Annotated in this window: 21 protein-coding genes; 13 read left to right on the top strand and 8 right to left on the bottom strand. The window is 55.3% G+C overall.

All coding sequences use genetic code 11. The features are described from left to right. The first annotated feature begins 193 nt into the window (after positions 1-193). Genes C1N59_RS05120 through C1N59_RS05110 form a run of 3 tightly spaced genes read left to right on the top strand, consistent with a single transcriptional unit; the run spans position 194 to position 2,987 of the window. The gene (locus C1N59_RS05120; RefSeq protein ID WP_006120487.1) at positions 194-1,192 is read left to right on the top strand and encodes a siderophore ABC transporter substrate-binding protein EitA; all 999 of its coding nucleotides are present in this window, start codon (positions 194-196) and stop codon (positions 1,190-1,192) included. Continuing rightward, complete coding sequence (locus C1N59_RS05115) at positions 1,192-2,226, top strand: FecCD family ABC transporter permease (RefSeq protein ID WP_033739425.1); 1,035 nt, start codon at positions 1,192-1,194, stop codon at positions 2,224-2,226. The genes C1N59_RS05120 and C1N59_RS05115 overlap by 1 nt, the downstream gene beginning before the upstream one ends. After that, complete coding sequence (locus tag C1N59_RS05110; RefSeq protein WP_394550383.1) at positions 2,226-2,987, top strand: siderophore ABC transporter ATP-binding protein EitC; 762 nt, start codon at positions 2,226-2,228, stop codon at positions 2,985-2,987. The genes C1N59_RS05115 and C1N59_RS05110 overlap by 1 nt, the downstream gene beginning before the upstream one ends. Positions 2,988-3,160: 173 nt before the next feature. On the opposite strand, the gene C1N59_RS05105 is transcribed toward C1N59_RS05110, so the two are convergent. The 4 genes from C1N59_RS05105 to mgtA form a co-directional block, all read right to left on the bottom strand. Continuing rightward, positions 3,161-3,415 (bottom strand): FaeA/PapI family transcriptional regulator, encoded by a 255-nt coding sequence (locus C1N59_RS05105; protein WP_006120482.1) that lies wholly within the window; start codon positions 3,413-3,415, stop codon positions 3,161-3,163. Between the two features lie 325 nt (positions 3,416-3,740). Beyond that, the gene (locus tag C1N59_RS05100; protein WP_162286421.1) at positions 3,741-4,205 is read right to left on the bottom strand and encodes a hypothetical protein; all 465 of its coding nucleotides are present in this window, start codon (positions 4,203-4,205) and stop codon (positions 3,741-3,743) included. Continuing rightward, positions 4,198-4,980 (bottom strand): winged helix-turn-helix domain-containing protein, encoded by a 783-nt coding sequence (locus tag C1N59_RS05095; RefSeq protein ID WP_172912821.1) that lies wholly within the window; start codon positions 4,978-4,980, stop codon positions 4,198-4,200. Before C1N59_RS05095 ends, C1N59_RS05100 begins: the two co-directional genes overlap by 8 nt. 474 nt (positions 4,981-5,454) lie before the next feature. Beyond that, entirely contained in the window at positions 5,455-8,157 is a 2,703-nt protein-coding gene (gene mgtA / locus C1N59_RS05090) for a magnesium-translocating P-type ATPase (RefSeq protein WP_283785976.1), read from the bottom strand. 645 nt (positions 8,158-8,802) lie between these two features. Between mgtA and C1N59_RS05085 the strand changes: the two genes are divergently transcribed. Genes C1N59_RS05085 through speG form a run of 6 tightly spaced genes read left to right on the top strand, consistent with a single transcriptional unit; the run spans position 8,803 to position 14,336 of the window. Next, a complete protein-coding gene (locus tag C1N59_RS05085; protein ID WP_033739429.1) occupies positions 8,803-10,377 on the top strand; it encodes an ABC transporter substrate-binding protein in 1,575 nt (524 codons plus the stop codon). Then, complete coding sequence (locus C1N59_RS05080) at positions 10,377-11,429, top strand: ABC transporter permease (protein WP_394550382.1); 1,053 nt, start codon at positions 10,377-10,379, stop codon at positions 11,427-11,429. Before C1N59_RS05085 ends, C1N59_RS05080 begins: the two co-directional genes overlap by 1 nt. Further along, positions 11,426-12,283 (top strand): ABC transporter permease, encoded by an 858-nt coding sequence (locus C1N59_RS05075; protein WP_262959391.1) that lies wholly within the window; start codon positions 11,426-11,428, stop codon positions 12,281-12,283. Before C1N59_RS05080 ends, C1N59_RS05075 begins: the two co-directional genes overlap by 4 nt. Next, complete coding sequence (locus tag C1N59_RS05070) at positions 12,273-13,100, top strand: ABC transporter ATP-binding protein (protein ID WP_033739435.1); 828 nt, start codon at positions 12,273-12,275, stop codon at positions 13,098-13,100. Before C1N59_RS05075 ends, C1N59_RS05070 begins: the two co-directional genes overlap by 11 nt. After that, complete coding sequence (locus C1N59_RS05065; protein WP_394550381.1) at positions 13,093-13,776, top strand: ABC transporter ATP-binding protein; 684 nt, start codon at positions 13,093-13,095, stop codon at positions 13,774-13,776. Before C1N59_RS05070 ends, C1N59_RS05065 begins: the two co-directional genes overlap by 8 nt. 14 nt (positions 13,777-13,790) lie before the next feature. Beyond that, entirely contained in the window at positions 13,791-14,336 is a 546-nt protein-coding gene (speG, locus tag C1N59_RS05060; protein WP_006120674.1) for a spermidine N1-acetyltransferase, read from the top strand. Here the strand turns inward: speG and C1N59_RS05055 are convergent, their stop codons facing one another. The 4 genes from C1N59_RS05055 to C1N59_RS05040 form a co-directional block, all read right to left on the bottom strand. Next, positions 14,337-14,756, bottom strand: coding sequence for a hypothetical protein (locus C1N59_RS05055; RefSeq protein ID WP_006120675.1), 420 nt, complete (start codon positions 14,754-14,756; stop codon positions 14,337-14,339). Between the two features lie 96 nt (positions 14,757-14,852). Then, positions 14,853-15,788: a homocysteine S-methyltransferase gene (gene mmuM, locus C1N59_RS05050; protein WP_205955601.1), complete on the bottom strand. Its 936-nt coding sequence runs from the start codon at positions 15,786-15,788 to the stop codon at positions 14,853-14,855. Continuing rightward, positions 15,778-17,184 (bottom strand): S-methylmethionine permease, encoded by a 1,407-nt coding sequence (gene mmuP, locus C1N59_RS05045; RefSeq protein ID WP_006120677.1) that lies wholly within the window; start codon positions 17,182-17,184, stop codon positions 15,778-15,780. The genes mmuM and mmuP overlap by 11 nt, the downstream gene beginning before the upstream one ends. Before the next feature lie 137 nt (positions 17,185-17,321). Next, complete coding sequence (locus C1N59_RS05040; protein WP_006120678.1) at positions 17,322-17,657, bottom strand: DUF2002 family protein; 336 nt, start codon at positions 17,655-17,657, stop codon at positions 17,322-17,324. Between the two features lie 151 nt (positions 17,658-17,808). Here C1N59_RS05040 and C1N59_RS05035 point away from each other — a divergent pair, with 151 nt between their 5' ends. From C1N59_RS05035 to nrdE, 4 genes are all read left to right on the top strand, one after another. Beyond that, positions 17,809-18,126, top strand: a complete 318-nt coding sequence (locus C1N59_RS05035; protein WP_033739441.1) for a DUF883 family protein — start codon at positions 17,809-17,811, stop codon at positions 18,124-18,126. Positions 18,127-18,418: 292 nt separating this feature from the next. After that, positions 18,419-18,661, top strand: a complete 243-nt coding sequence (locus tag C1N59_RS05030; protein WP_006120680.1) for a redoxin NrdH — start codon at positions 18,419-18,421, stop codon at positions 18,659-18,661. 4 nt (positions 18,662-18,665) lie between these two features. Beyond that, complete coding sequence (gene nrdI / locus C1N59_RS05025) at positions 18,666-19,070, top strand: class Ib ribonucleoside-diphosphate reductase assembly flavoprotein NrdI (protein WP_006120681.1); 405 nt, start codon at positions 18,666-18,668, stop codon at positions 19,068-19,070. Further along, positions 19,049-21,187, top strand: a complete 2,139-nt coding sequence (nrdE, locus tag C1N59_RS05020; protein WP_394550380.1) for a class 1b ribonucleoside-diphosphate reductase subunit alpha — start codon at positions 19,049-19,051, stop codon at positions 21,185-21,187. Before nrdI ends, nrdE begins: the two co-directional genes overlap by 22 nt. Positions 21,188-21,195 lie beyond the last annotated feature (8 nt).

The following is a 21,195-nucleotide window of genomic DNA, read 5'->3' as shown; positions in this document are numbered from 1 at the left end:
TTGACTCGGCGTGATTTATCTTTATTGCTGCGCTGATATTTCTTTCCCGGCTAATAACTGAAGTAAATTTTATGCGTTTTTGTTAAATATCAACTCATATAATAATGATTTCTATTTACATTTTTTGTCTGATAAAATTCGCCGCGCCAGAATCGTTACGGCATGCCGTCTCATTTAATGATGGAAAACACCAATGAAAAAAATGCTTAGCCTGTTGAGTTTTATTTTCCTCACGACGAGTTCCGCCTGGGCCACCACCTATCCGCTGACCATCGAAAACTGTGGTCAGAAGGAAACCTTTACTAAAGCGCCAGCGCGCGTCGTAGCGCTTGGGCAAAATACGGCGGAAATCATGCTGCTGCTGGGGCTGCAGGATAAAATGGTGGCGAGCGCATTCTGGCCGACCAAAGTGTTACCTGAGCTTGCTGAAAAGAATGCCAAAGTGCCGGTACTGACCGTCGAGATCCCTACGCTGGAATCCATCCTGGCGAAAAACCCCGATTTTGTGGCTGCCCAGATTCAGCTACTGATGGGGCCGAGCAGTAAAGTTGCCAAACGCGAAGACTTTGAGTCCGTTGGCATAAACACCTACCTGTCACCAGGCATGTGTGCCACAAAGCAGAATACCGGCGATATTTATGGCAGCCGTTCGACGCTGTGGAATATGGCCTATGTTTACGAAGAAATCGCCGATTTTGCCAAAATCTTTAACGTTGAAGATCGCGGACAGCAGGTGATCAACGACTTTAAAAAGCGTGAAAGCGCCCTGAGAAAAGCCTTTCCTAAAGGCAAGAAAGACCTGTCTTTCGTGTTTTGGTTCTCCAGCTCCTCCCCCACCGCGGATGCCTACGTGGGCGGTAAAAATGGTGCCTCCGGCTTTATCGCCGATCTGCTGGGCGGCCATAATGCCATTACCACCGAAACCGAGTGGCCCACCGTCAGTTGGGAAAGTATCATTGCCGCCAATCCGGATGTCATCGTGGTCACCAGCCTTGATCGTAATCGCTGGAAGCTGGATAGCGCCGAAGAAAAGATTAAGTTCCTGAAAAGCGATCCGGCCGTGAGCCAGCTCGATGCCGTGAAAAAAGGCCATATTGTCGTGATGGACGGTCAGGCGATGAACCCGACGATTCGTACGATTTATGGTGCAGAACAGGTTGCAGAGCAGTTACGTAAGATGGGCCTGAATTAATGAGTGAAGGGGTTGTTCAGGCACGACGAGTGGGGTTTATCGCCATTGCGATCCTCGCCCTCGTCGTGCTGGTTGTGGTGATTGCACTGGGCGTCAGCGTAGGCGAGTTATCAATACCGCTAAAATCCGTCTTTTATACCGTCACCAATAAACTGGGAATGACGGCGGTGCCCGTTAACCGTATCCATGAAAGCGTGATCTGGGATTTCCGTTTAAGCCGGGCGCTGGTTGCCGCATTCAGTGGGGCAGGTCTGGCGATTTGCGGGGCGGTGTTACAGAGCCTGCTGAAGAATGCCCTTGCCGAACCCTACGTGTTAGGGGTTTCGGCTGGCGCATCAACCGGGGCGGTGTTGATTGTGGTCTCGGGCGTCGGCGCGGGTGCCATCTCCCTTTCGCTGGGTGCCTTTACCGGTGCCTTTGCGGCTTTTGCGTTTGTTGCCCTGCTGACCAATGGCGCACGTGGCGGGACGGAGCGCACGATTCTGGCGGGCGTTGCGGCATCACAACTCTTTAATGCGATAACCGCTTACACCATCAGTACCTCGGCAAATGCGCAGCAGGCGCGCGACGTCATGTTCTGGCTGCTGGGCAGCTTTAGCGGCGTACGCTGGCCGGAGTTTCAGTTGGTGGTCGTGGTCGTGCTGGTCGGTTTAGCGGTCTGTCTTTATTATGCGCGCGCGCTGGATGCCTTCACCTTTGGCGACGATGCCGCGGCTTCGTTAGGTATTCCGGTTGGCGTGGTTCGTCTGGTGCTGTTCACGGCAACCGCCCTGATGACCGCCACGATTGTCAGCATGGCCGGCTCAATTGGCTTTGTCGGGCTGGTGGTGCCGCATGTGATGCGCTTCTTTTTCGGTCCTCTGCACAGCCGCCTGCTGGTGGCCTGTGCTATCGCGGGTGCGATTTTGATGGTGCTGGCGGACATTGCCTCTCGTATGCTGATTGCCCCCCAAAGCCTGCCGGTGGGCGTGGTTACCGCGCTGGTGGGTGTGCCATTCTTTGCCGTTATTATTTATCGCTCCAGGAATCAATAATGAGCATTAGCGCCGAACACCTCACCTGGCAGGTGGGGAAAAAAATCATCGTTAATGACGTTTCCCTGGCGGTATCGCCGGGCGAAACGGTGGGATTACTGGGGCCAAATGGCTCAGGCAAATCCTCCCTGCTTCGTCTTCTGGCTGGCCTGCGTAAGCAACAAAAGGGCAAAGTGCTGCTGGATGGCAAGGACCTGTCGTCCATTGCCCGCAAACAGCTTGCCCGCCGTGTCGCCTTCGTTGAACAACATGCGTTAACCAGTGCCAATATGCGTGTTCGCGATATCGTCAAACTGGGCCGCATTCCGCATCACTCGCCGTTTTCCAGCTGGACCCACCAGGACGACGATATCGTCGATGCCGCACTGAAACGTGTGGATATGGCCTCACGTTGCGATCAGGGCTGGCAGAGCCTGTCTGGCGGAGAACGGCAACGCGTGCATATCGCCCGGGCCCTTGCTCAGGCACCGAATGAAATTCTGCTTGATGAGCCCACCAACCATCTGGATATTCACCACCAGATTCATCTGATGAAGCTGATCAGCGAGCTACCGGTCACCAGCATTGTGGCAATTCACGATCTGAACCATGCCGCGCTGTTTTGCGATCGTCTTATCATTATGCTGCACGGGGGCGTGGTGGCGCAGGGCACGCCGGATGAGATTCTCACGGAGTCACTGCTGTGGGACGTGTTCAGGGTCAAAACACAGATCGAGACGTCCCCGGTACATGGTAAAAAACATATTCATTTCTATGTGTGAATCCCCGCGGCGCGCCGTCAGGACGGCCGGTTACCGGCCATCAGTCTGACGCGCGCGCGGGCGCGTCCGTTGCCGCGTTATGACGGGCTTCTTTCCCTGCGGCACATCCCGCCTGTGCAGTCACGCACGGTTGCCGGTGAGCGTCAGGTCATCGGGAGCACGCACGGGAAACACTAAAGAATAAACCATTTACAGGATTTGGTTCCGGCCTCTCTTTTTAGCAGTCCACTGTTTTCCAGTTTTAACAGCCAGTTTCTTGCAGCGTAAATAGACATATCGCACTCATCGGCGACGTCCCGGGTTAATATGCCTTCCGACTGTTTTTTAATAAGACACATAATGACGTCTTTCATCTGTGGTTTTTTCTCAGTGTCCTGAAGCTGATTCCATTTCGCGTCACATTGAATTTTATAAGCAAGCTCTTTCATGGCCGTTTCCCCGTAAAGTGTTAACACCTCAAAAATTAAATTTTCCGGCTATGTCTGTTATTTCGTTACAGCGCCAGGCTGTAACGAACCCGGGCATGCTGCCGATATGAGGATTTAACAATTACGGGGCTGAAATAGCCACAAACACCTTAGAATGGTTAATATTAGAAAGGAAAAACTGTTTTTATAATTTTATATAAAATTAAATTCCACAAAAGAGACGCTCGCTGTGCAGGGTAGCCACCAGAAGGAGGCGTAAACCCGCGTACATTCCACAGGGCAAGGACGTGCGAAACGGCGCTACCCGCGCCTGCGGACAACGCCATTAGCGGGTATGACAAACGATAAGAGGTAATACCCGACTGCCTACCAATATCGCATCGTCCATTCCTTTTATTTTCGAAATATAGAGATAGGCAAAGTGGCTGTTTAATATATTTTCCGGTACGTTGTCGCGCAGACCGCGACTCACACTATAGTGGTCGAGCTTATAAAGTGACTGGATATAGGGTGAATACTGAAATTCGACATTACGTCTTAAGATATACGTATTTCCCGCTTGATAGACCGCTCCATCAACGGACACCATACCTTCTCCGGAATGACGCAGCGTCAGCACAAAGCTGGCATCCAGATGATAATTCCGGGTGAGATCGCGCTGTTGAAAATTCGCTGCGCAGGTAAATTCGAACATGGCGCGTTGCGATTTTACAGAGTACAGGCCTCCCGCAATAACCAGGATGGCACAGAGCAAAACCAGACTGAGCGACACGACGTTCTTCTTATTCATTCTCTGCCCGCCATCCGAGTTCAGAATAGTTTGAGCAGTAGGCCTGGCCGCCCGTTACGTGGCGGCAGTAAGCGACGTAGACATTGCCCCAGTGGCCGGCCGTCACGTTTCTGTCCGCGTAAAACAGATATTTGCCGCCCTTCTGACAGGGCATGCCGCTGCTGGCGATGATTTTGCGCCACACGGGTTCCGGCGGGAAAGCCGATTCCCCCGGATGCACCGGCAGATAGAGTACCTCGCAGCCGTTGACGTCTGCCACGCTGACAGGCGCGATCGATTTTTCAGGCCGGAGGGAAGACAGCACCAGCACAGTCATGCCTGCCAGCAGGAGCACCGCAATACCTGCAGCGTAATAACGACGGTCGCGTCGCGGCAGAGCCGCCGTCGGAGAGACGGGCTCCGCAGTGGGAGCCGCCAGTTCCGGCTCAAGGTGCGTCGTTTGAATCGCCAGCGTGGGATTGAAAACAAAGCCCACTTTATAAACGGTGGTGATAACGTCCTGGCTGATGCCCAGCGAGGCAAAACCGCGTCGAATAGACGATACATAGGCATTCAGGCTGTTGAACGAAGGCGTTGCGCCCGTTTCCTGCCAGAAATTATCAAGAATATGTTCCCGGGCCAGCACCACGCCGGGGCTTTTCAGAAACATTTCCAGTAAATGATTGCAGGCAGGCGATAAGGGCACGCTGGTTTCACTGGACTCGACCAGGCACAGTCGTCCCTGAGCGGGTGAAAACCGAACCAGACCTTCAATTACATATTCTGTCTGCTGCATTTCAGGCTCCGGCAACACACAGGCAAGGCAGTAAACAACAACGCATGCGGGATGACGATCCTCAATCATCGGGCAAAAAAGTCCGCGCATCATCAGCGCCGGCCGGGTGTGGTATGCATGGCCACTGAGCAAAATCTTCTGACGTGGCGGGCAGTGTGCATTACCGGCCGGGGAAACGGGCGGCGCTCAGATACGTGTCCGTTCGCTGAGCTAACACGCATGATGACGGCAGATCCCTCCAACCCGGATATTGTCAGGTCAGGTTAAATAATTTCGCTGTAATTGTATCAGAGAACGCCACGGCAAGAGCGGGAATGGCAGAAAGGTTCGTCTACGTTATCGACATCACGTTTTTTGCAATGATATAGCACAAGTTCACGAAGACGGGCCGTGCAGATGCGCACAGAGGGAAAACCGGTCAATGCCACCCTCACCTTGTGGCATTGACCGGCGATGTTTTTACGGCTGAAGCATTTAATACCAGCGGCCAAAGCGTTTGATGTACGCCATCTTCATTCCCTGCGCCACCAGACAGTAGCTAAACAGGGTGAGCACCAGCCAGGGGAAATAGTGCCAGGGCAGCGGAACTAATCCCACCAGCGTACCCAGCGAAGAGAACGGCAGCAGGATACCCGCCGCACAGATACCCATCGTGGTCAGCAGCACCGGCAGCCGGGCGCAGCTTTGAATAAAGGGAATTTTCTGCGTCCGCAACATATGCACCACCAGCGTTTGAGACAATAACCCTTCCACAAACCAGCCAGACTGGAAAAGCGACTGGGCGCTTTCATGATTTGCCCCGAAGACGTACCACATCAGCGCAAAGGTCGTGACATCGAAAATAGACGATGTTGGCCCCATCCACAGCATAAAGCGCTTAATGTTACCGGCATCCCACTTACGCGGTTTACGTAAAAACTCGCGATCCATCTTGTCCCAGGGCAGAGCCAGTTGAGAGATGTCATACATCAGGTTCTGAATCAGCAACTGGATAGACAGCATGGGCAGAAAAGGAATAAATGCGCTGGCAATCAGTACGGAGAACACGTTGCCGAAATTCGAGCTGGCCGTCATGTTCAGATACTTGATGATATTGCCGAAGGTTTCGCGCCCTTTGAGCACACCTTCGCCCAGCACGGCCAAATCTTTTTCCAGCAAGATAATGTCCGACGACTCTTTGGCAATGTCCGTCGCCGTATCGACAGAGATCCCCACATCGGCCTCGCGCAGCGCAGGCGCATCGTTGATGCCATCGCCGAGGAAACCGACGGTATGACCATTCTGCTGCAGCAGTTTAAGCACGCGTGACTTTTGCTGCGGCGTCAGCCGGGTGAAAATCATGCAGCGCTCCACTTCCGTGCGCAGCACCGCGTCGCTCATGTCATCAATCTCATTGCCGGTCAGCATGGCTTCAGAAGCCAGCCCCACTTCCTGACAGACGCGCAACGTCACCAGCGGATTGTCGCCTGTCAGCACTTTGACCTTCACGCCACTGTCTTTCAGCGCCTGAATCGCTTTGCCCGCGCTCTCCTTAGGCGGATCCAGAAAGGTCAGCATCCCTTCAATGGTCAGCTCGCACTCATCATTGCTGCTGAGTGGCAGCGCTATGCCGTGCTCACGGGTTGCCACCAGGAGGACGCGAAAGCCTTGCTGATTATAATGCTGCGTCAGGTTCAACAGTTCGACGCGTTTCTGTTCGCACAGCGGAATGACCGACTCGCCCTGACGTAGTGTGGTCGCAGCAGCCAGCATTTCCTCGACCGCCCCTTTGCAGATTAACAGTGGACGGTGCGTTTGCAGATCTTCCACCACCACAGAGACACGGCGGCGGACGAAGTCAAAAGGCAGCTCATCCACCTTCTGAAACTGGCTGCACTGGGCCGCAGACAGGGTTTGCTCTCCAAATTTCAGTACCGCGCGGTCCATCAAATTTTTTGCCCCGCTCTGGCTGCTGCTGTTGAGCCAGGCCAGCAGCAATACGCGCGCATCCTCTACGCCTTCCCCGTTCAGGTGTGCCGACAAAAAAATGTTGTCCTGCGTCAGCGTGCCGGTTTTATCGGTACACAGCACATCCATTGCACCGAGGTTTTGAATCGCGTTCAGCCGTTTAACGATGACTTTGCGCCGTGACATCGCAATCGCGCCTTTGGCCAGATTGGCACTGACGATCATCGGCAGCATTTCGGGGGTCAGACCGACGGCAACCGCCAACGCGAACAAGGTGGCGTCCATCCAGTCGCCTTTAGTAAAGCCGTTGATCAGTAAGACAATCGGCACCATCACCAGCATGAAGCGGATCAGCAGTCTGGACACGCTGTTTACGCCACGGTCAAACGCGGTCTGCGGACGACGACCTGAGAGCGAGGCCGCCAGCGAACCAAACCAGGTTTCACTGCCGGTGGCGACGACCAGTGCGCGAGCCGTGCCGCTGGCGACATTGGTCCCCATCAGACAGCTGTTTCTGAGCTCCAGTACGCTGCGACCGGGCTGCTCTGCGATCTCTTCACCTGCGCTGAGATCGTTTTTCTCAACGGGCAGCGATTCACCGGTCAGGATCGCCTGGCTGATAAACAGGTCGCGCGAGGCCAGCAAGCGCACGTCGGCCGGCACCAGATCGCCCGCACTCAATAAAATCACATCGCCGGGCACCAGTTCACGCATATCGATATCGTGACGGCGGCCAGTCGTGCTGCCTTCTTCACGACGCAGTACGGTAACCTGCGTGCGAACCAGCGACTTTAAAGCCTGCGCGGCGCGGTTGGTACGGAACTCCTGCCAGAAACGCAGCAGTCCACTGAGCGTTACCATGGTAAGTATGATGATCACGCCAGACAGATCGGTGTCCTGACCGGCCCGCAGCGGTAGCCAGTAATCGGTTACCCAGCTGACCAGTGCCAGCACCATCAGCACATAGATGAACGGATTGTTAAAGGCCAGGATCAGCTGGACAAACGCGGAAGGCGCTTTTTCATGCACCACCTCATTGCGGCCATAATCACCCAATCGCGCTCGGGCTTCCGTGTGCGTCAGGCCCTCATAGCTGCTGTGGAGGTTGCTCAGCGTGACATCGGTGCGATTGCGTGCTTCGCGTTCAATGGCAAAGGGCGTTTTGGTTTTTTTAAGTGCACGCTGGCGGTTGTGAATCATCGCGGCGTGTTCGAGTTTCATGTCGCTCATGTCGACATCTCCCTGATTTAAAGCAACAGATACCCTGCATGCGAAATAAAGCATGCCTGTATTTCCGGTTATTTCCGGTAAAGAGGTTCAGTCAGTTTTTAATAAATAAGCGCGCACGTCCGCCGCGCAGAAAAATAAAAATACCGCGCAATACCGGACCTGGCGAAATAAACGCATAAAAAATGACTGTATGAGAAAGGGTGCGCAGCCCGCGGCTACGCCTGTCGAGGCGGAGGAAAAAGGGCCTGAATATACATAAACATAATGCGCTCTCGCAGTGACTACAGCGTGTATTTCAGGGAGAGCAATCGGATCGTACAGAGAAGATTGCTGCCCGCCAGGTGGCAAGCAGCGAAATGCAGTTAGCTTGCCGGAGTAATAACGTATTTAGGGTGACTATCCAAAGTATGACTCCTGCGACTATTTTCGCTTAGTATAATCCCAGCCCCGTTCGGGTAAAGAAAAATAACGGTTCAATCCCGGTTTCGTTTATTAACCGTTGTGACTTCAGTATGCCCGCCTGACCAGCCTTATAACCGCGCTGCATTTGTTATAACTTTTTTGCATATCATTAGCCCATAATCGACTATTCTTTGCATGAGCCCTTTCGTACACTCGCGTTACTTTCTCAGGCAAGGATTTTCCATGAAAAAAATAATTCCATCATTACTGGCCTTGTCACTGGCCACCGCATTCAGCGTTAACGCCGCCACACCAAAAGATACCCTGGTCGTCGTACAGTCAACAGACGATGCAGACAGCTTTGATCCGGCGAAAGGGTTTGAACTGACCAGCGTGCAAGCGTTTACCAACATTTATCAGCGCCTGGTGCAGTCGGATCCACAAAACCCCACAGATTTAAAACCGACCCTGGCGACATCCTGGCAGCCAGGTAGCGATAACCGCAGCCTGACGTTTGCATTGCGTAAAGACGCCAAATTCGCCAGCGGCAATCCCCTGCGCCCGGAAGATGTGATCTTCTCGCTGGGACGCGTGGTGAAACTGAATCTGGATCCTTCCTTTATTCTGACCCAGCTCGGCTGGAACAAAGATAATGTGGATGGCTTCCTGAAAAAGGTTGATGACAACCATGTGCAGATTAGCTGGACGGCGAACGTCAGCCCGGCTTACGTTCTTAGCCTGCTGTCCGCACCGGTTTCCTCCATCGTCGATGAAAAAACTGTCAGCGCGCACGCCGAAAAAGGCGATTTCGGTAACGGCTGGCTGGCCACCAACTCTGCCGGTAGCGGCCCTTACCAGATTCGTAAAGTGGTGATGCATCAGGCCGTCATCCTGACCGCCAACCCGACGTCACCGGCCGGCGCGCCGAAGATTAAAAATATTCTGATCAAAAATGTGCCGGAACCGGCGGCCCGCCGGTTGCTGCTTGAGCAAGGCGACGCTGACATCGCCCGTAACCTGGGGGCAGACCAGATTGCCTCGCTGCAGGGCAAAAGCGGTGTGAAAACCGACGCGATTCCGATGGCCTCGCTGTATTACATCCAGTTCAACATCGGCAACAAAAACAACCCGGCGTTAAAAAACCCGGCCTTCTGGGAAGCGGCACGCTACCTGTTCGACTATAAAGGCATTGCCGGACAGCTGCTGAAAGGGCAGTTCGATGTGCACCAGACGTTTCTGCCGAAAGGTTTTCTGGGTGCCTTAAACGACAACCCGTACAGTTACGATCCGGAAAAAGCGAAAGCGATCCTGAAAAAAGCCGGCCTGACGAATGTCAGCTTTACCCTGTCCACCAGCAATCAGCCCCCGTATCTGGATATTGCCCAGGCCCTGCAGGGCAGCTTTGCTAAAGGCGGCGTAAAAGTGGAAGTGTTGCCGGGACTGAGCTCTGAAGTTTCTACCCGCGTCAAAGCGCATAACTACGAAGGCACGATCAACGCCTGGGGCGCAGACTACTTTGATCCGAATACCAACGCCTCGTCGTTCGCCTACAACCCGGAAGATGGCAGCAAGACGATTGCTTACCGTTCTGACTGGCATATTCCCGAGCTGAATAAGCAGGTGCTGGCTGCAACCGCGGAAAGCGATCCGAAAAAACGCGTTGAACTTTACCAGGCGATGCAACGTGAAGTGCTGAAAAGCTCGCCTTATGTTATTGGATTGCAGGCGAAAAACCTTATCGCCCTGCGCGATAACCTTAAAGGCTACGTTCAGGGCATTAACCCGGACATGGTTTACTATTCGCAGGTTACTAAGTAATGGCACACTCTGCCTCTTCTGCCGGGTCCGCCCGGCATTTTTGGCGGCGCGCTGGCCGCCTTTCATCAGGCTTACTGTCACTGGTAATCACCCTGTCAGGATTGCTGGCGTTTACCTTTATGCTGTCGCATCTCTCGCCGATCGATCCGGTACAGCAAATCGCGGGCGATCATGCCAGTGAAGCGACCTATGCGCAGGTTCGTCACGATCTCGGGCTGGATCAGCCGGTACTGATGCAGTTCTGGCACTACATTGCGCATCTGATGCGCGGCGATCTCGGCGTTTCCCGTCTGACGAATCAGCCCGTCAGCAGCGACCTGTTGCAGACGTTTCCGGCCACCATTGAGCTGGCCACCTGCGCAATGATTTTTGCCGTGATCTTTGGCGTTTCACTGGCGTTGCTGGCCGCCTGGAAACCCGGCAGCCTGATCGATAACGTGGCACGCTTTATCTCTCTGTTGGGTTACTCCGTGCCGGTCTTCTGGCTGGGCCTGCTGGGCTTATTGCTGTTTTATGCGGTGCTGCACTGGTCTGCCGGACCGGGACGGCTGGATGATATCTGGGCCTATACGCTGGAGCCGAAAACCGGCTTTGTGCTGATTGACAGCTGGCTGTCGGGCGACCGGGAAATTTTCTGGAATGCGGTGGCCCATCTCTGGTTGCCGGTGGTGATTTTGGGCCTGCTGGCGATGGCGGGCATTACCCGTTTGCTGCGCGCGGCGCTGCTGGAAGAGAGCAGTAAAGAGTACGTGGTGCTGGCGCGGGCAAAAGGCGCGGGCCGGGTGCGGATTCTGCTGCGCCATATCTTCCCGAACGTGCTGGGTACGCTCATTACCGTGATTGCGCTGTCCTACGCCACGCTGCTGGAAGGCTCGGTGCTGACAGAAACCGTGTTTGCCTGGCCTGGCGTAGGGCGCTATATGACCAATGCGCTCTTCTCTGGCGATGTGCCAGCCATTCTGGGGGCTACTCTGTTGATTGGAAGCTGTTTTATTATGATCAATACGCTGGCGGACGCCCTCACCTGGTTAACCGATCCGAGAACACGATGACGCAACAACTTACTGAACTTGAAACGGTGCGACCACGACGCAGCCGCCGACGCATCACCTCGTTAACCATCGGGTTAACGCTGGTGGCGATTGTCATTCTGATGGCAGTGCTGGCACCGTTCATCGCGCCTTACGATCCCAATCTGCAAACCATCTCCAGCCGCCTGCTGCCGCCTTCGGCTGCACACTGGTTTGGCACCGATGGCTTTGGCCGCGACCTGCTCTCACGGGTGATCTATGGCGCACGTCCGACGCTGCTGCTGGTATCACTGATTCTGATCCTCACTATCCCGGTGGGCCTGCTGGTGGGCATTACCGCCGGCTATACGGGCGGCTGGACCGAGCGCGTCTTAATGCGCATCACTGATATTTTTCTTTCACTGCCAAACCTGGTGATTGCCCTGGCGCTGGTTTCCATTATGGGACCGGGCCTGATGAACGGTGCGCTGGCGCTGGCGCTGACCAGTTGGCCGCCGTTTGCCCGTCAGGCGCGCGCCGAAACCCTGGCGCTGCGGCGCAGTGACTATCTGGCCGCCGCCCGTATGCAAGGCATTACCGGCTTTCGCCTGATGTTCGGCCATATTCTGCCGCTGTGCCTGCCCACCGCCGTGGTGCGCGCGGCGCTGAGCCTGGGCGGGATTATCCTGGCCGCTGCCGGACTGGGCTTTCTGGGCATGGGCGTGCAACCGCCTACCGCCGAGTGGGGTTCAATGGTTGCGGAAGGCAGTAAGGTGATCTTTGACCAGTGGTGGGTGGCGGCGGCTCCCGGCGCGGCCATTCTGTTTGCCAGCCTGGCGTTTAACCTGACAGGCGATGGCCTGCGTGACCGACTGGATACCCGACATGCAAAATAACATTCTTGTGGAGTCACTCAGCATCCGCAGCGAGGCGGCGACGCTGGTCGACAATATCAGTTTCTCCATCGGGCGGGAGCGCGTGGCGCTGGTTGGTGAATCCGGTTCGGGTAAATCGCTGACCGCCCGGACGTTAATGGGCTTACTGTCCCCTGCCCTGCATCTGCAGGCCAGCCAGCTTCAGGTCGCGGGTGAAAATGCCCTGGCCCTGAACGAGCGCGGCTGGAGTAAGCTGCGGGGCGAGCGCGTGGCCATGGTCATGCAGGACCCCAAATATGCGCTGAATCCATCACGGACGATCGGCTGGCAGGTGGAAGAGCCGCTGATTCTGCACCGTCGCCTGAGCCGCGCAGCGCGCAAAGAAAAGGTGTGCGACATGCTGGATGCCGTCGGCCTGCCTAATCCGCGCCAGTTGATGCAGGTTTATCCGCATCAGCTGTCCGGCGGGATGGGACAACGCGTGATGCTGGCCATCGCCCTGATTACCGATCCGGCCTTTTTGATTGCCGACGAGCCGACATCCGCACTGGATCACGCCATGCGCGATCAGGTGCTGTCGCTGATTCGTGAGCTGGTGGAGTCCCGCAACATGGGCCTGCTGCTAATTAGCCATGATCTGCAACAGGTCTCAGAGCACTGCGAGCGCGTGATGGTAATGTACAAAGGTCGCGTGCTGGATACGCTGCCTGCGGCGGATTTGCCGCGCGCAACCCATCCCTACACTCGCACGCTGTGGTCCTGCCGCCCCAGTAAAGCCACGCACGGACAACCACTACCGGTGCTGGACCGCGCAGCGCTGGAGGCTCACCATGATTAATCTGCAACACCTGAGCGTGTCACACAAACAGGGTTACGATCTGCGTACCGTCGTACACGACGTTAACCTGCAGGTTAACGCGGGCGAGTGTTTTGGTCTGGTCGGCCCGTCTGGCTGCGGCAAGTCATCGCTGCTGTGGGTGATGGCCGGACTGAATCCGCACTGGCAGGGGGACATGCAACTGGCAGGGCACAAAGTTCTGCCGGGCAAAAACTTTACCGGCGCGCTGCGTCAGGAGGTGCAGATGGTGTTTCAGGATCCCTATGCCTCCCTGCATCCCCGCCATCGCCTGCGCCGTACGCTGTCCGAGCCGCTCAACCTGCTGAAACGGGACAACATCGACGATCGTATTCATGAGGGATTTCGCCATGTGGGGCTGGATCCGTCGCTGGCCGATCGCTATCCTCATCAGTTGTCCGGCGGTCAGCGCCAGCGTGTGGCTATCGTGCGCGCCCTGTTGCTTCAGCCCAAAATACTGCTGCTGGATGAGCCAACATCGGCACTGGATATGTCAATCCAGGCTGAGATTCTCAATCTGCTTAACGATCTTAAGCGTCAGGATGGTCTGACGATGGTGCTGGTCAGCCACGATCCCGATGTGATTGATCACATGTGTGACCGTGCCGTCCGGATGGCGCAGGGACGGATCGTTGAGCAGATTGCCGCCTCAGCCTGATGCAAGGAAAAACCATGAGCATCCGACTTCGCCCACTGGAACGAGAAGATCTTCACTTTGTGCATCAGCTGGATAACAACGCCAGCGTCATGCGCTACTGGTTCGAAGAGCCGTATGAAGCCTTCGTGGAATTGTCCGATCTGTACGATAAGCACATTCACGATCAGACCGAACGGCGCTTCGTGGTTGAGCATGAGGGGCAAAAAGCGGGGCTGGTGGAGTTAGTGGAGATTAACCATGTTCACCGCCGCGCTGAATTTCAGATCATCATTGATCCGGCGCATCAGGGCAAAGGTCTGGCCACCCAGGCGGCGAAGCTGGCGATGGATTACGGTTTTTCCGTGCTGAATCTGTATAAGCTCTACCTGATCGTCGATCAGGAAAATGAGAAAGCCATCCACATCTACAGCAAACTGGGCTTTGAGATTGAAGGCGTGCTTAAACACGAATTCTTTATCAATGGCGAATACCGCAACACCATCCGTATGTGCATTTTCCAGCATCAGTATCTGGAACGCCATAAAGCACCGGGCGGTATGGTAAAACCTACCGCCCAGTAATCAGCCGCGTGCGCCGACCGGGTTCATGTAAGGCTTTGGATGCTCGGGCTCCAGGTTATACATGCCCCCGTAGAACGGATCGACCAGCAGCCAGCCGGGGAAGCCCAGCAGTGGAATATTCCCCAGCAGGTACCACAGGTTGGCACGGGCTTCGATCGGCACCGTGACGGGCACATAGCCCGGACTTTCCAGCATCAGCAAATAGTGCTTTTTACCAAAATAGCGATGGGTGGATTTTTCCAGGATGACGGTTTTTGGCGTATAGCCTTCCGCAACCGGACGACCAGTTTCATCCTGTACGGTAAAACGCGCGCCGGGCGGCTGCGAATCGATCAGAACCGATTGGGTTTCGTTGCCAACAATGGTGGCGCAACCGCTCAGTAGCATCGCGGCAGCGAGAGCCAGAATGTGCTGTTTCATGGCAGGATCCGATAAAAGTCAGGAAGCACAGTGTAAACCGCCCTTCCCACCTTTTCATCCTTCTCAATCGGGCTATCATCGCCCGATTCTGCTGCTTTATTGCGGTTGACAATGGCGGGCAATCGCCGCGATGTCACGGGGCGAGGTGCGGCAGCAGCCGCCAATCAGTCGGGCGCCGGCCTGCTGCCATTCGGCAAATTTGTCATGCAGCGTGCAACCTGAGGGCGCGGAGTGCCAGCTTTTGCTGTTGGCATCGTACTGCTCACCCGAATTGGGATACACCACCAGGGGCTTCTCTGTCAGGCGCTGAAGCTGCTGCAGAGCGGGTGTGACACTGTCCAGCGCGATGCAGTTGATCCCCACGGCAATAACCTGCGGCTGCGCATTCAGGTAGGCCGCAACGTCACGCAGCGGCGTGCCATCGCTGAGGTGTTCCGCATCACGCAGCGTAAAGGAGAACCAGGCACAGCTGTCAGGGAATTCGCGCAGCAGGTTGACCAGTGTCTGCGCTTCGGCAAACGAAGGCAGGGTTTCACAGGCCAGCACATCCACGCCCGCTGCCAGCAAGGCAGCTATCCGGGGGCGATGAAACGCCATCATCTCGGCTTCGGGCAACGTATAGTCGCCGCGATATTCCGACCCGTCCGCCAGAAACGCGCCATAAGGGCCCACCGAGCCTGCTACCAGCAATATCCTGTCGTCTGTCTGCGTCGCCAGGTAATCTGCGCGGGCACGTTGAGCCAGTTCGACGCTTTGTGCGATCAGCGCCAGCGACTGCTGTTCGTTCAAACCGCGTGCCGCAAAGCCTTGTGGCGTCGCCTGATAGCTGGCAGTAATCGCGCAGCGCGCGCCAGCAGCAAAATAGTCATAGTGCACCTGGTAAATCAGCTCAGGATTTTCCATCAGCACTTTCGCGGACCACAACGCATCCGTCAGATCGCAGCCCCGGGTTTCCAGCTCAGTCGCCAGCGCCCCATCCAGAATCAACGGAGCAGACTGCTGCAGTGCGTGTGATACAGGATTACGCGACATCTCTGGCCTCCTTAGCCTGTGATTTTTTGTGGGTCACATGGTAAGCGCCATAGCAAAACAGCACAAACGGAATTCCGCACCACAGGGCAATGCGCTGTGAGGGATCAAACGCCAGCCCGGCACAGGCCAGCAGGCAGAGTAAAAAGCCCAGAATCGGCGTAAACGGATAGAGCGGCGCGCGGTAAATCAGGTCCGCTGGCGCTTTGCCCTGCTGCACATGGCGGCGACGGAAAACATAGTGCGATGCACAGATGCTGAGCCACACCGCCACGACGGCAAAGCCAGAGATAGCAGACAGCGCCACAAATACGGTGTCCGGCGCGACCACACTGGAAAACAGCGCCAGCAGCCCGCCAATCATGCTGACGGTGATAGCCAGCAGCGGTACGCCACGTTTATTTACCCGGGCGAAGGCGCGCGGCAAGGTGTTTTCATTGGCCAGCGACCACAGCATCCGGCCCGAAGCATACAGGCCCGAGTTCGCCGCTGACAGAATGGCCGTGAGAATAACAAAGTTGATGATATCCGCCGCCCATGGAATACCGATTTTCTCAAATACCAGCACAAACGGGCTTTTGACGATACCGGCCTGATCCATCGGGATCAGCGCCGCCAGCACGAAGACGGTGCCGACAAAGAACAGGATGAGACGAGCAACGGTGGTACGAATAGCCAGCGGCACGACTTTTTGCGGGTTTTCGGTTTCACCGGCGGCAATACCGATTAACTCAGTGCCGGAAAAGGCAAAGTTCACCGCCACCATGGTCATGATGATCGGCAACACACCGTTAGGCAACCAGCCGTGCGCGGTAAGATTGCTCAGGCCGGGTGCTGGCGTACCGTCCTTCATGGGAATAAACCCGAACATGGCTGCACCGCCCAGGACGATAAAGGCGACAATGGTGATGACCTTGATGATGGAAAACCAGAATTCCCCTTCCGCAAAGAAGCGGGTAGAAATCACGTTCAGCAGATAGATGGCAATACAGAAAACCAGGCACCAGATCCAGACCGGCACATGCGGAAACCAGTACTGCATACAGAACCCTGCCGCCGTCAGGCTGGACCCCAGCGCGACGGTCCAGGTCAGCCAGTAGAGCCAGGCCACGGTATAGCCGGTTGCCGGACTCAGATAGCGGGCCGCATAGACGTGGAATGCGCCGGTTTCGGGCATCGCCACGGACAACTCACCCAGGCAGGCCATGACCAGCCAGACCACCAGCGCGCCAATCAGATAAGCCAGCAGCGTACCGGCGGCCCCTGTCGTGGAAATGATGTAGCCGGTGTTAAAAAACAGGCCCGTACCGATCACGCCGCCCAGCGATAACATCACCAGGTGGCGTACTTTCATGGTTCGCTTGAACTGACCCTGCGAAGACGTATTCTGCTCGCTCATAAACCTCATCCGTATGGACGTCTAAACATCTATATGCAGCAGATTTATACGCGTCGTCGCGCCGAAATGCAACGGGCGAAGCGGTAAGGTGCCAGAAAGGCCGGGATCGGCGCCCCGTGATAACGGGGCGGAATGCGTTAGCCAAACACGCTTTGCAGGTAGCGTTCCAGCGCCATTCGCGAACTGAAACCGTGCGGAATACCGTAGTGTTCCTGCGTATCACCGGCCAGGTAGAGAGGGAACTGTGTGTAGTGATCACAGGTTTTCATTTCTGAGGCCGGTTCGGCGAAAGGCTGACTTTTTTCTTTTAACGTGGGGTGGATGACCAGCGCCGTGCGCCCCATGCGCGCTTCGCGATTGACGTAAACATAGTTGTCGCCACGACGATAGCCGTACGCACGGGGGGTAATTTCATCGACTTCAAAGCCCACTTTTTCCAGGACGCGCGCTACCTCATCTGGTCGTAAATACATGCTTGATCCTCTCCTCTTCAAAAGCCACGCAACCTTACATCAGCGTGGCTGTACGGGCATTCGGAATTTTCCCTAAAGGGTCGTCCCGCGCCTCGTTAAGCAAAACGTGGTCTACACTGAGTATTACGTGTTAATGACAAGGGAGCCAAAAATGTTTAATCGAACGCAAAAAAACGATGACATTGATATCAATCAGGATGTTAATGAGTTGGCAGATTCACTTGAAGCCCTGCTGAAGTCTTACGGCAGCGAGGCCAAAGACGAAGTCAATTCTGCGCGCAGTCAGGCTGAAGCCCTGCTTAAGCAAACCCGGGCAAAACTGAACGGCGGCGGTAACCGCGTCACGCAGGTGGCCCGCGATGCCGGCTATCAGGTCGACGCGTATGTCCATGACAAACCCTGGTACGGTGTGGGTATCGGCGCGGCCGTCGGCATTGTGCTGGGCGCACTACTGGTTTCACGCCGCTAACGCTGTTCCACCCCGTTATCATCCGCCTCGCTCACTGAGCGGGGTTTTTTTATGCCTGTTTTTTAATCAACCAGCTTTACAAATTTATTTTTCGGGTGGCAGAGCGCGCCAGGCCTGACTTGCCGCGATAATCGCGATTAACCCTACATATGGTGCTATTGACCGCCACAAATACTACATCTAGTATTCATTTCATTGTCAGCCCACAAGATGTTTGCACGAACGAAGCCTGATTCAGGGAAATACACGTCGTTATTCGCAGCAGGACCGCAATGAAAGAGGAATACGAATCATGCGCATTATTATTTACACTAAAAACCACTGTGTCCAGTGTAATGCCACGAAGAATGCACTGGATCGCCACGGCATCGATTACCAACTGATCAATCTGGATACCCAGCCGGACGCAATCGACAGCCTGAAAGCGCTGGGCTATCGCCAGGTGCCCGTGGTGATGACCCATGACGATCACTGGAGTGGCTTTCGTCCTGACAAGATAGCCCGTTTAACCCAAACCACGACCATCGGCGGGTAGTCACATGTTCCCACTGGTCTATTTTTCCAGCCAGTCGGAAAACACCCATCGGTTTATTACCCGTCTGGGCCTGCCCGCGCACCGCATACCGATTGAGAGCAAGCAACCGCTGCATATTCACCAGCCTTATATTCTGGTGGTGCCGAGCTATGGCGGTGGCAGTCATCGCGGCGCCGTGCCCAGACAGGTGATTCAGTTTCTTAATGATGAAGCCAATCGTCGCGGTCTGCGCGGCGTGATCGCGGCCGGTAACCGTAACTTCGGTGAAGGCTACTGCCTGGCGGGCGACATCATTGCTAAGAAATGCCAGGTTCCCTACCTGTATCGGTTTGAACTGATGGGAACGCCGGACGATATCGCCAATGTAAAAGCGGGAGTAACCCAATTTTGGCAACAACAGACACTCTGAACAACGTTGCGCTGGACTACCATGCGCTGAACGCCATGCTGAATCTTTACGACGCCGATGGCCGTATTCAGTTTGAAAAGGATCAGCAGGCGGCGCGACAGTTCCTTATTCAGCACGTGCAACCCAATACGCTGCACTTTGCCAGCGTAGCCGAGCGCCTGCGCTATCTGGTTGCAGAAGGCTACTATGAAGCGGACGTGCTGAATCAGTACGATTTTGACTTCCTGTGTGCCCTGCACGATGAAGCCGACACATGGGGTTTTGAGTTCAAAACCTTTTTAGGCGCGTGGAAGTACTACACCAGCTACACGCTGAAGACATTTGACGGCAAGCGTTACCTGGAAACCTTTGCGCAGCGTGCCTGCATGGTGGCACTGACGCTGGCACGGGGCGACGAAAGCCTGGCACGCGCAGTACTGGCGGAAATCCTCAGTGGCCGTTTTCAGCCTGCCACGCCGACGTTCCTTAACTGCGGCAAGCAACAGCGCGGCGAGCTGGTTTCCTGCTTCCTGTTGCGTATTGAAGACAATATGGAATCGATTGGCCGGGCGGTGAATTCCGCCCTGCAGCTGTCCAAACGCGGCGGCGGCGTGGCGTTCCTGTTGTCGAACCTGCGGGAGGCCGGTGCGCCGATTAAGCGCATTGAAAACCAGTCTTCCGGCGTCATTCCGGTCATGAAAATGCTGGAAGATGCGTTCTCCTATGCTAACCAGTTGGGCGCACGTCAGGGAGCGGGCGCAGTCTGGCTCAGTGCTCACCATCCTGACATTTTACGTTTTCTGGATACCAAGCGCGAAAACGCCGACGAGAAAATCCGCATTAAAACCCTGTCGCTGGGCGTGGTGATCCCGGACATCACCTTCCAGCTTGCCAAAGAGAATCAGCCGATGGCGCTGTTCTCGCCCTACGATGTGGAGCGGATCTACGGTCAGGCGTTTGGTGATATCAGCGTCAGTGAGAAATATCACGAGATGCTGGCGGATGACCGCATTCGTAAAACCTATATTCAGCCGCGCGATTTCTTCCAGACGCTGGCGGAAATTCAGTTTGAATCGGGTTATCCCTACATCATGTATGAGGACAGCGTCAACCGCGATAACCCTGTTGCCGGTCGCATTAATATGAGCAACCTCTGTTCAGAGATTTTGCAGGTGAACAGCGCCAGCGAGTTTAATGAAGACCTGAGCTACCGCCGCGTGGGAAAAGACATTTCCTGTAATCTGGGTTCCCTGAATATCGCGCATGCGATGGACTCGGGCAATCTTGCACAGACGGTGGATACGGCAATCCGCGCCCTGACGGCGGTATCAGAGATGAGTGATATTGCGTCCGTGCCTTCCGTTGCAGAAGGTAACCGGCGTTCCCATGCGATCGGCCTGGGCCAGATGAACCTGCATGGCTATCTGGCGCGGGAAGGCATCGTCTATGGTTCCCCGGAAGCACTGGATTTCACTAATCTCTATTTTTACTGTGTGACCTATTATGCGCTGCGCGCCTCGAATCAGCTGGCAAAAGCACGCCAGCAAACCTTCGAGGGTTTTAAGTCCTCGACCTATGCCACCGGCGCTTACTTTGACAAGTATCTGAACGCTGACTGGCAGCCGCGCACCGCCCGTATTGCCGCCCTGTTTGCCAAAGCGGGCATTACGCTGCCCGGCCGTGAAGACTGGCTGGCGCTGCGTGAAGCGGTGATGACCTCGGGTTTATACAATCAGAATCTGCAGGCTATCCCGCCCACGGGATCGATCTCCTACATCAATCACGCCACCTCCAGTATTCATCCGATTGTGTCGCGTATTGAGATCCGCAAAGAGGGTAAAACCGGTCGCGTATACTATCCCGCCCCCTTCATGACCAATGACAATCTGGCGTTCTATGAAGATGCCTACCAGATTGGGCCGGAGGCCATTATTGATACCTACGCTGAGGCAACCCGACATGTGGATCAGGGCCTGTCACTGACCCTGTTCTTCCGGGACGACGTGACCACGCGCGACATCAATAAAGCGCAGATATACGCCTGGAAGAAAGGTATCAAAACGCTCTATTACATTCGACTGCGCCAGATGGCCCTGCAAGGCACCGAAGTGCAGGGCTGCGTCTCCTGTGCACTGTGAGAAACCTG

Source organism: Pantoea sp. SGAir0183 (assembly GCF_043545505.1).
This window is presented reverse-complemented; position numbering and strand designations above follow the sequence as displayed.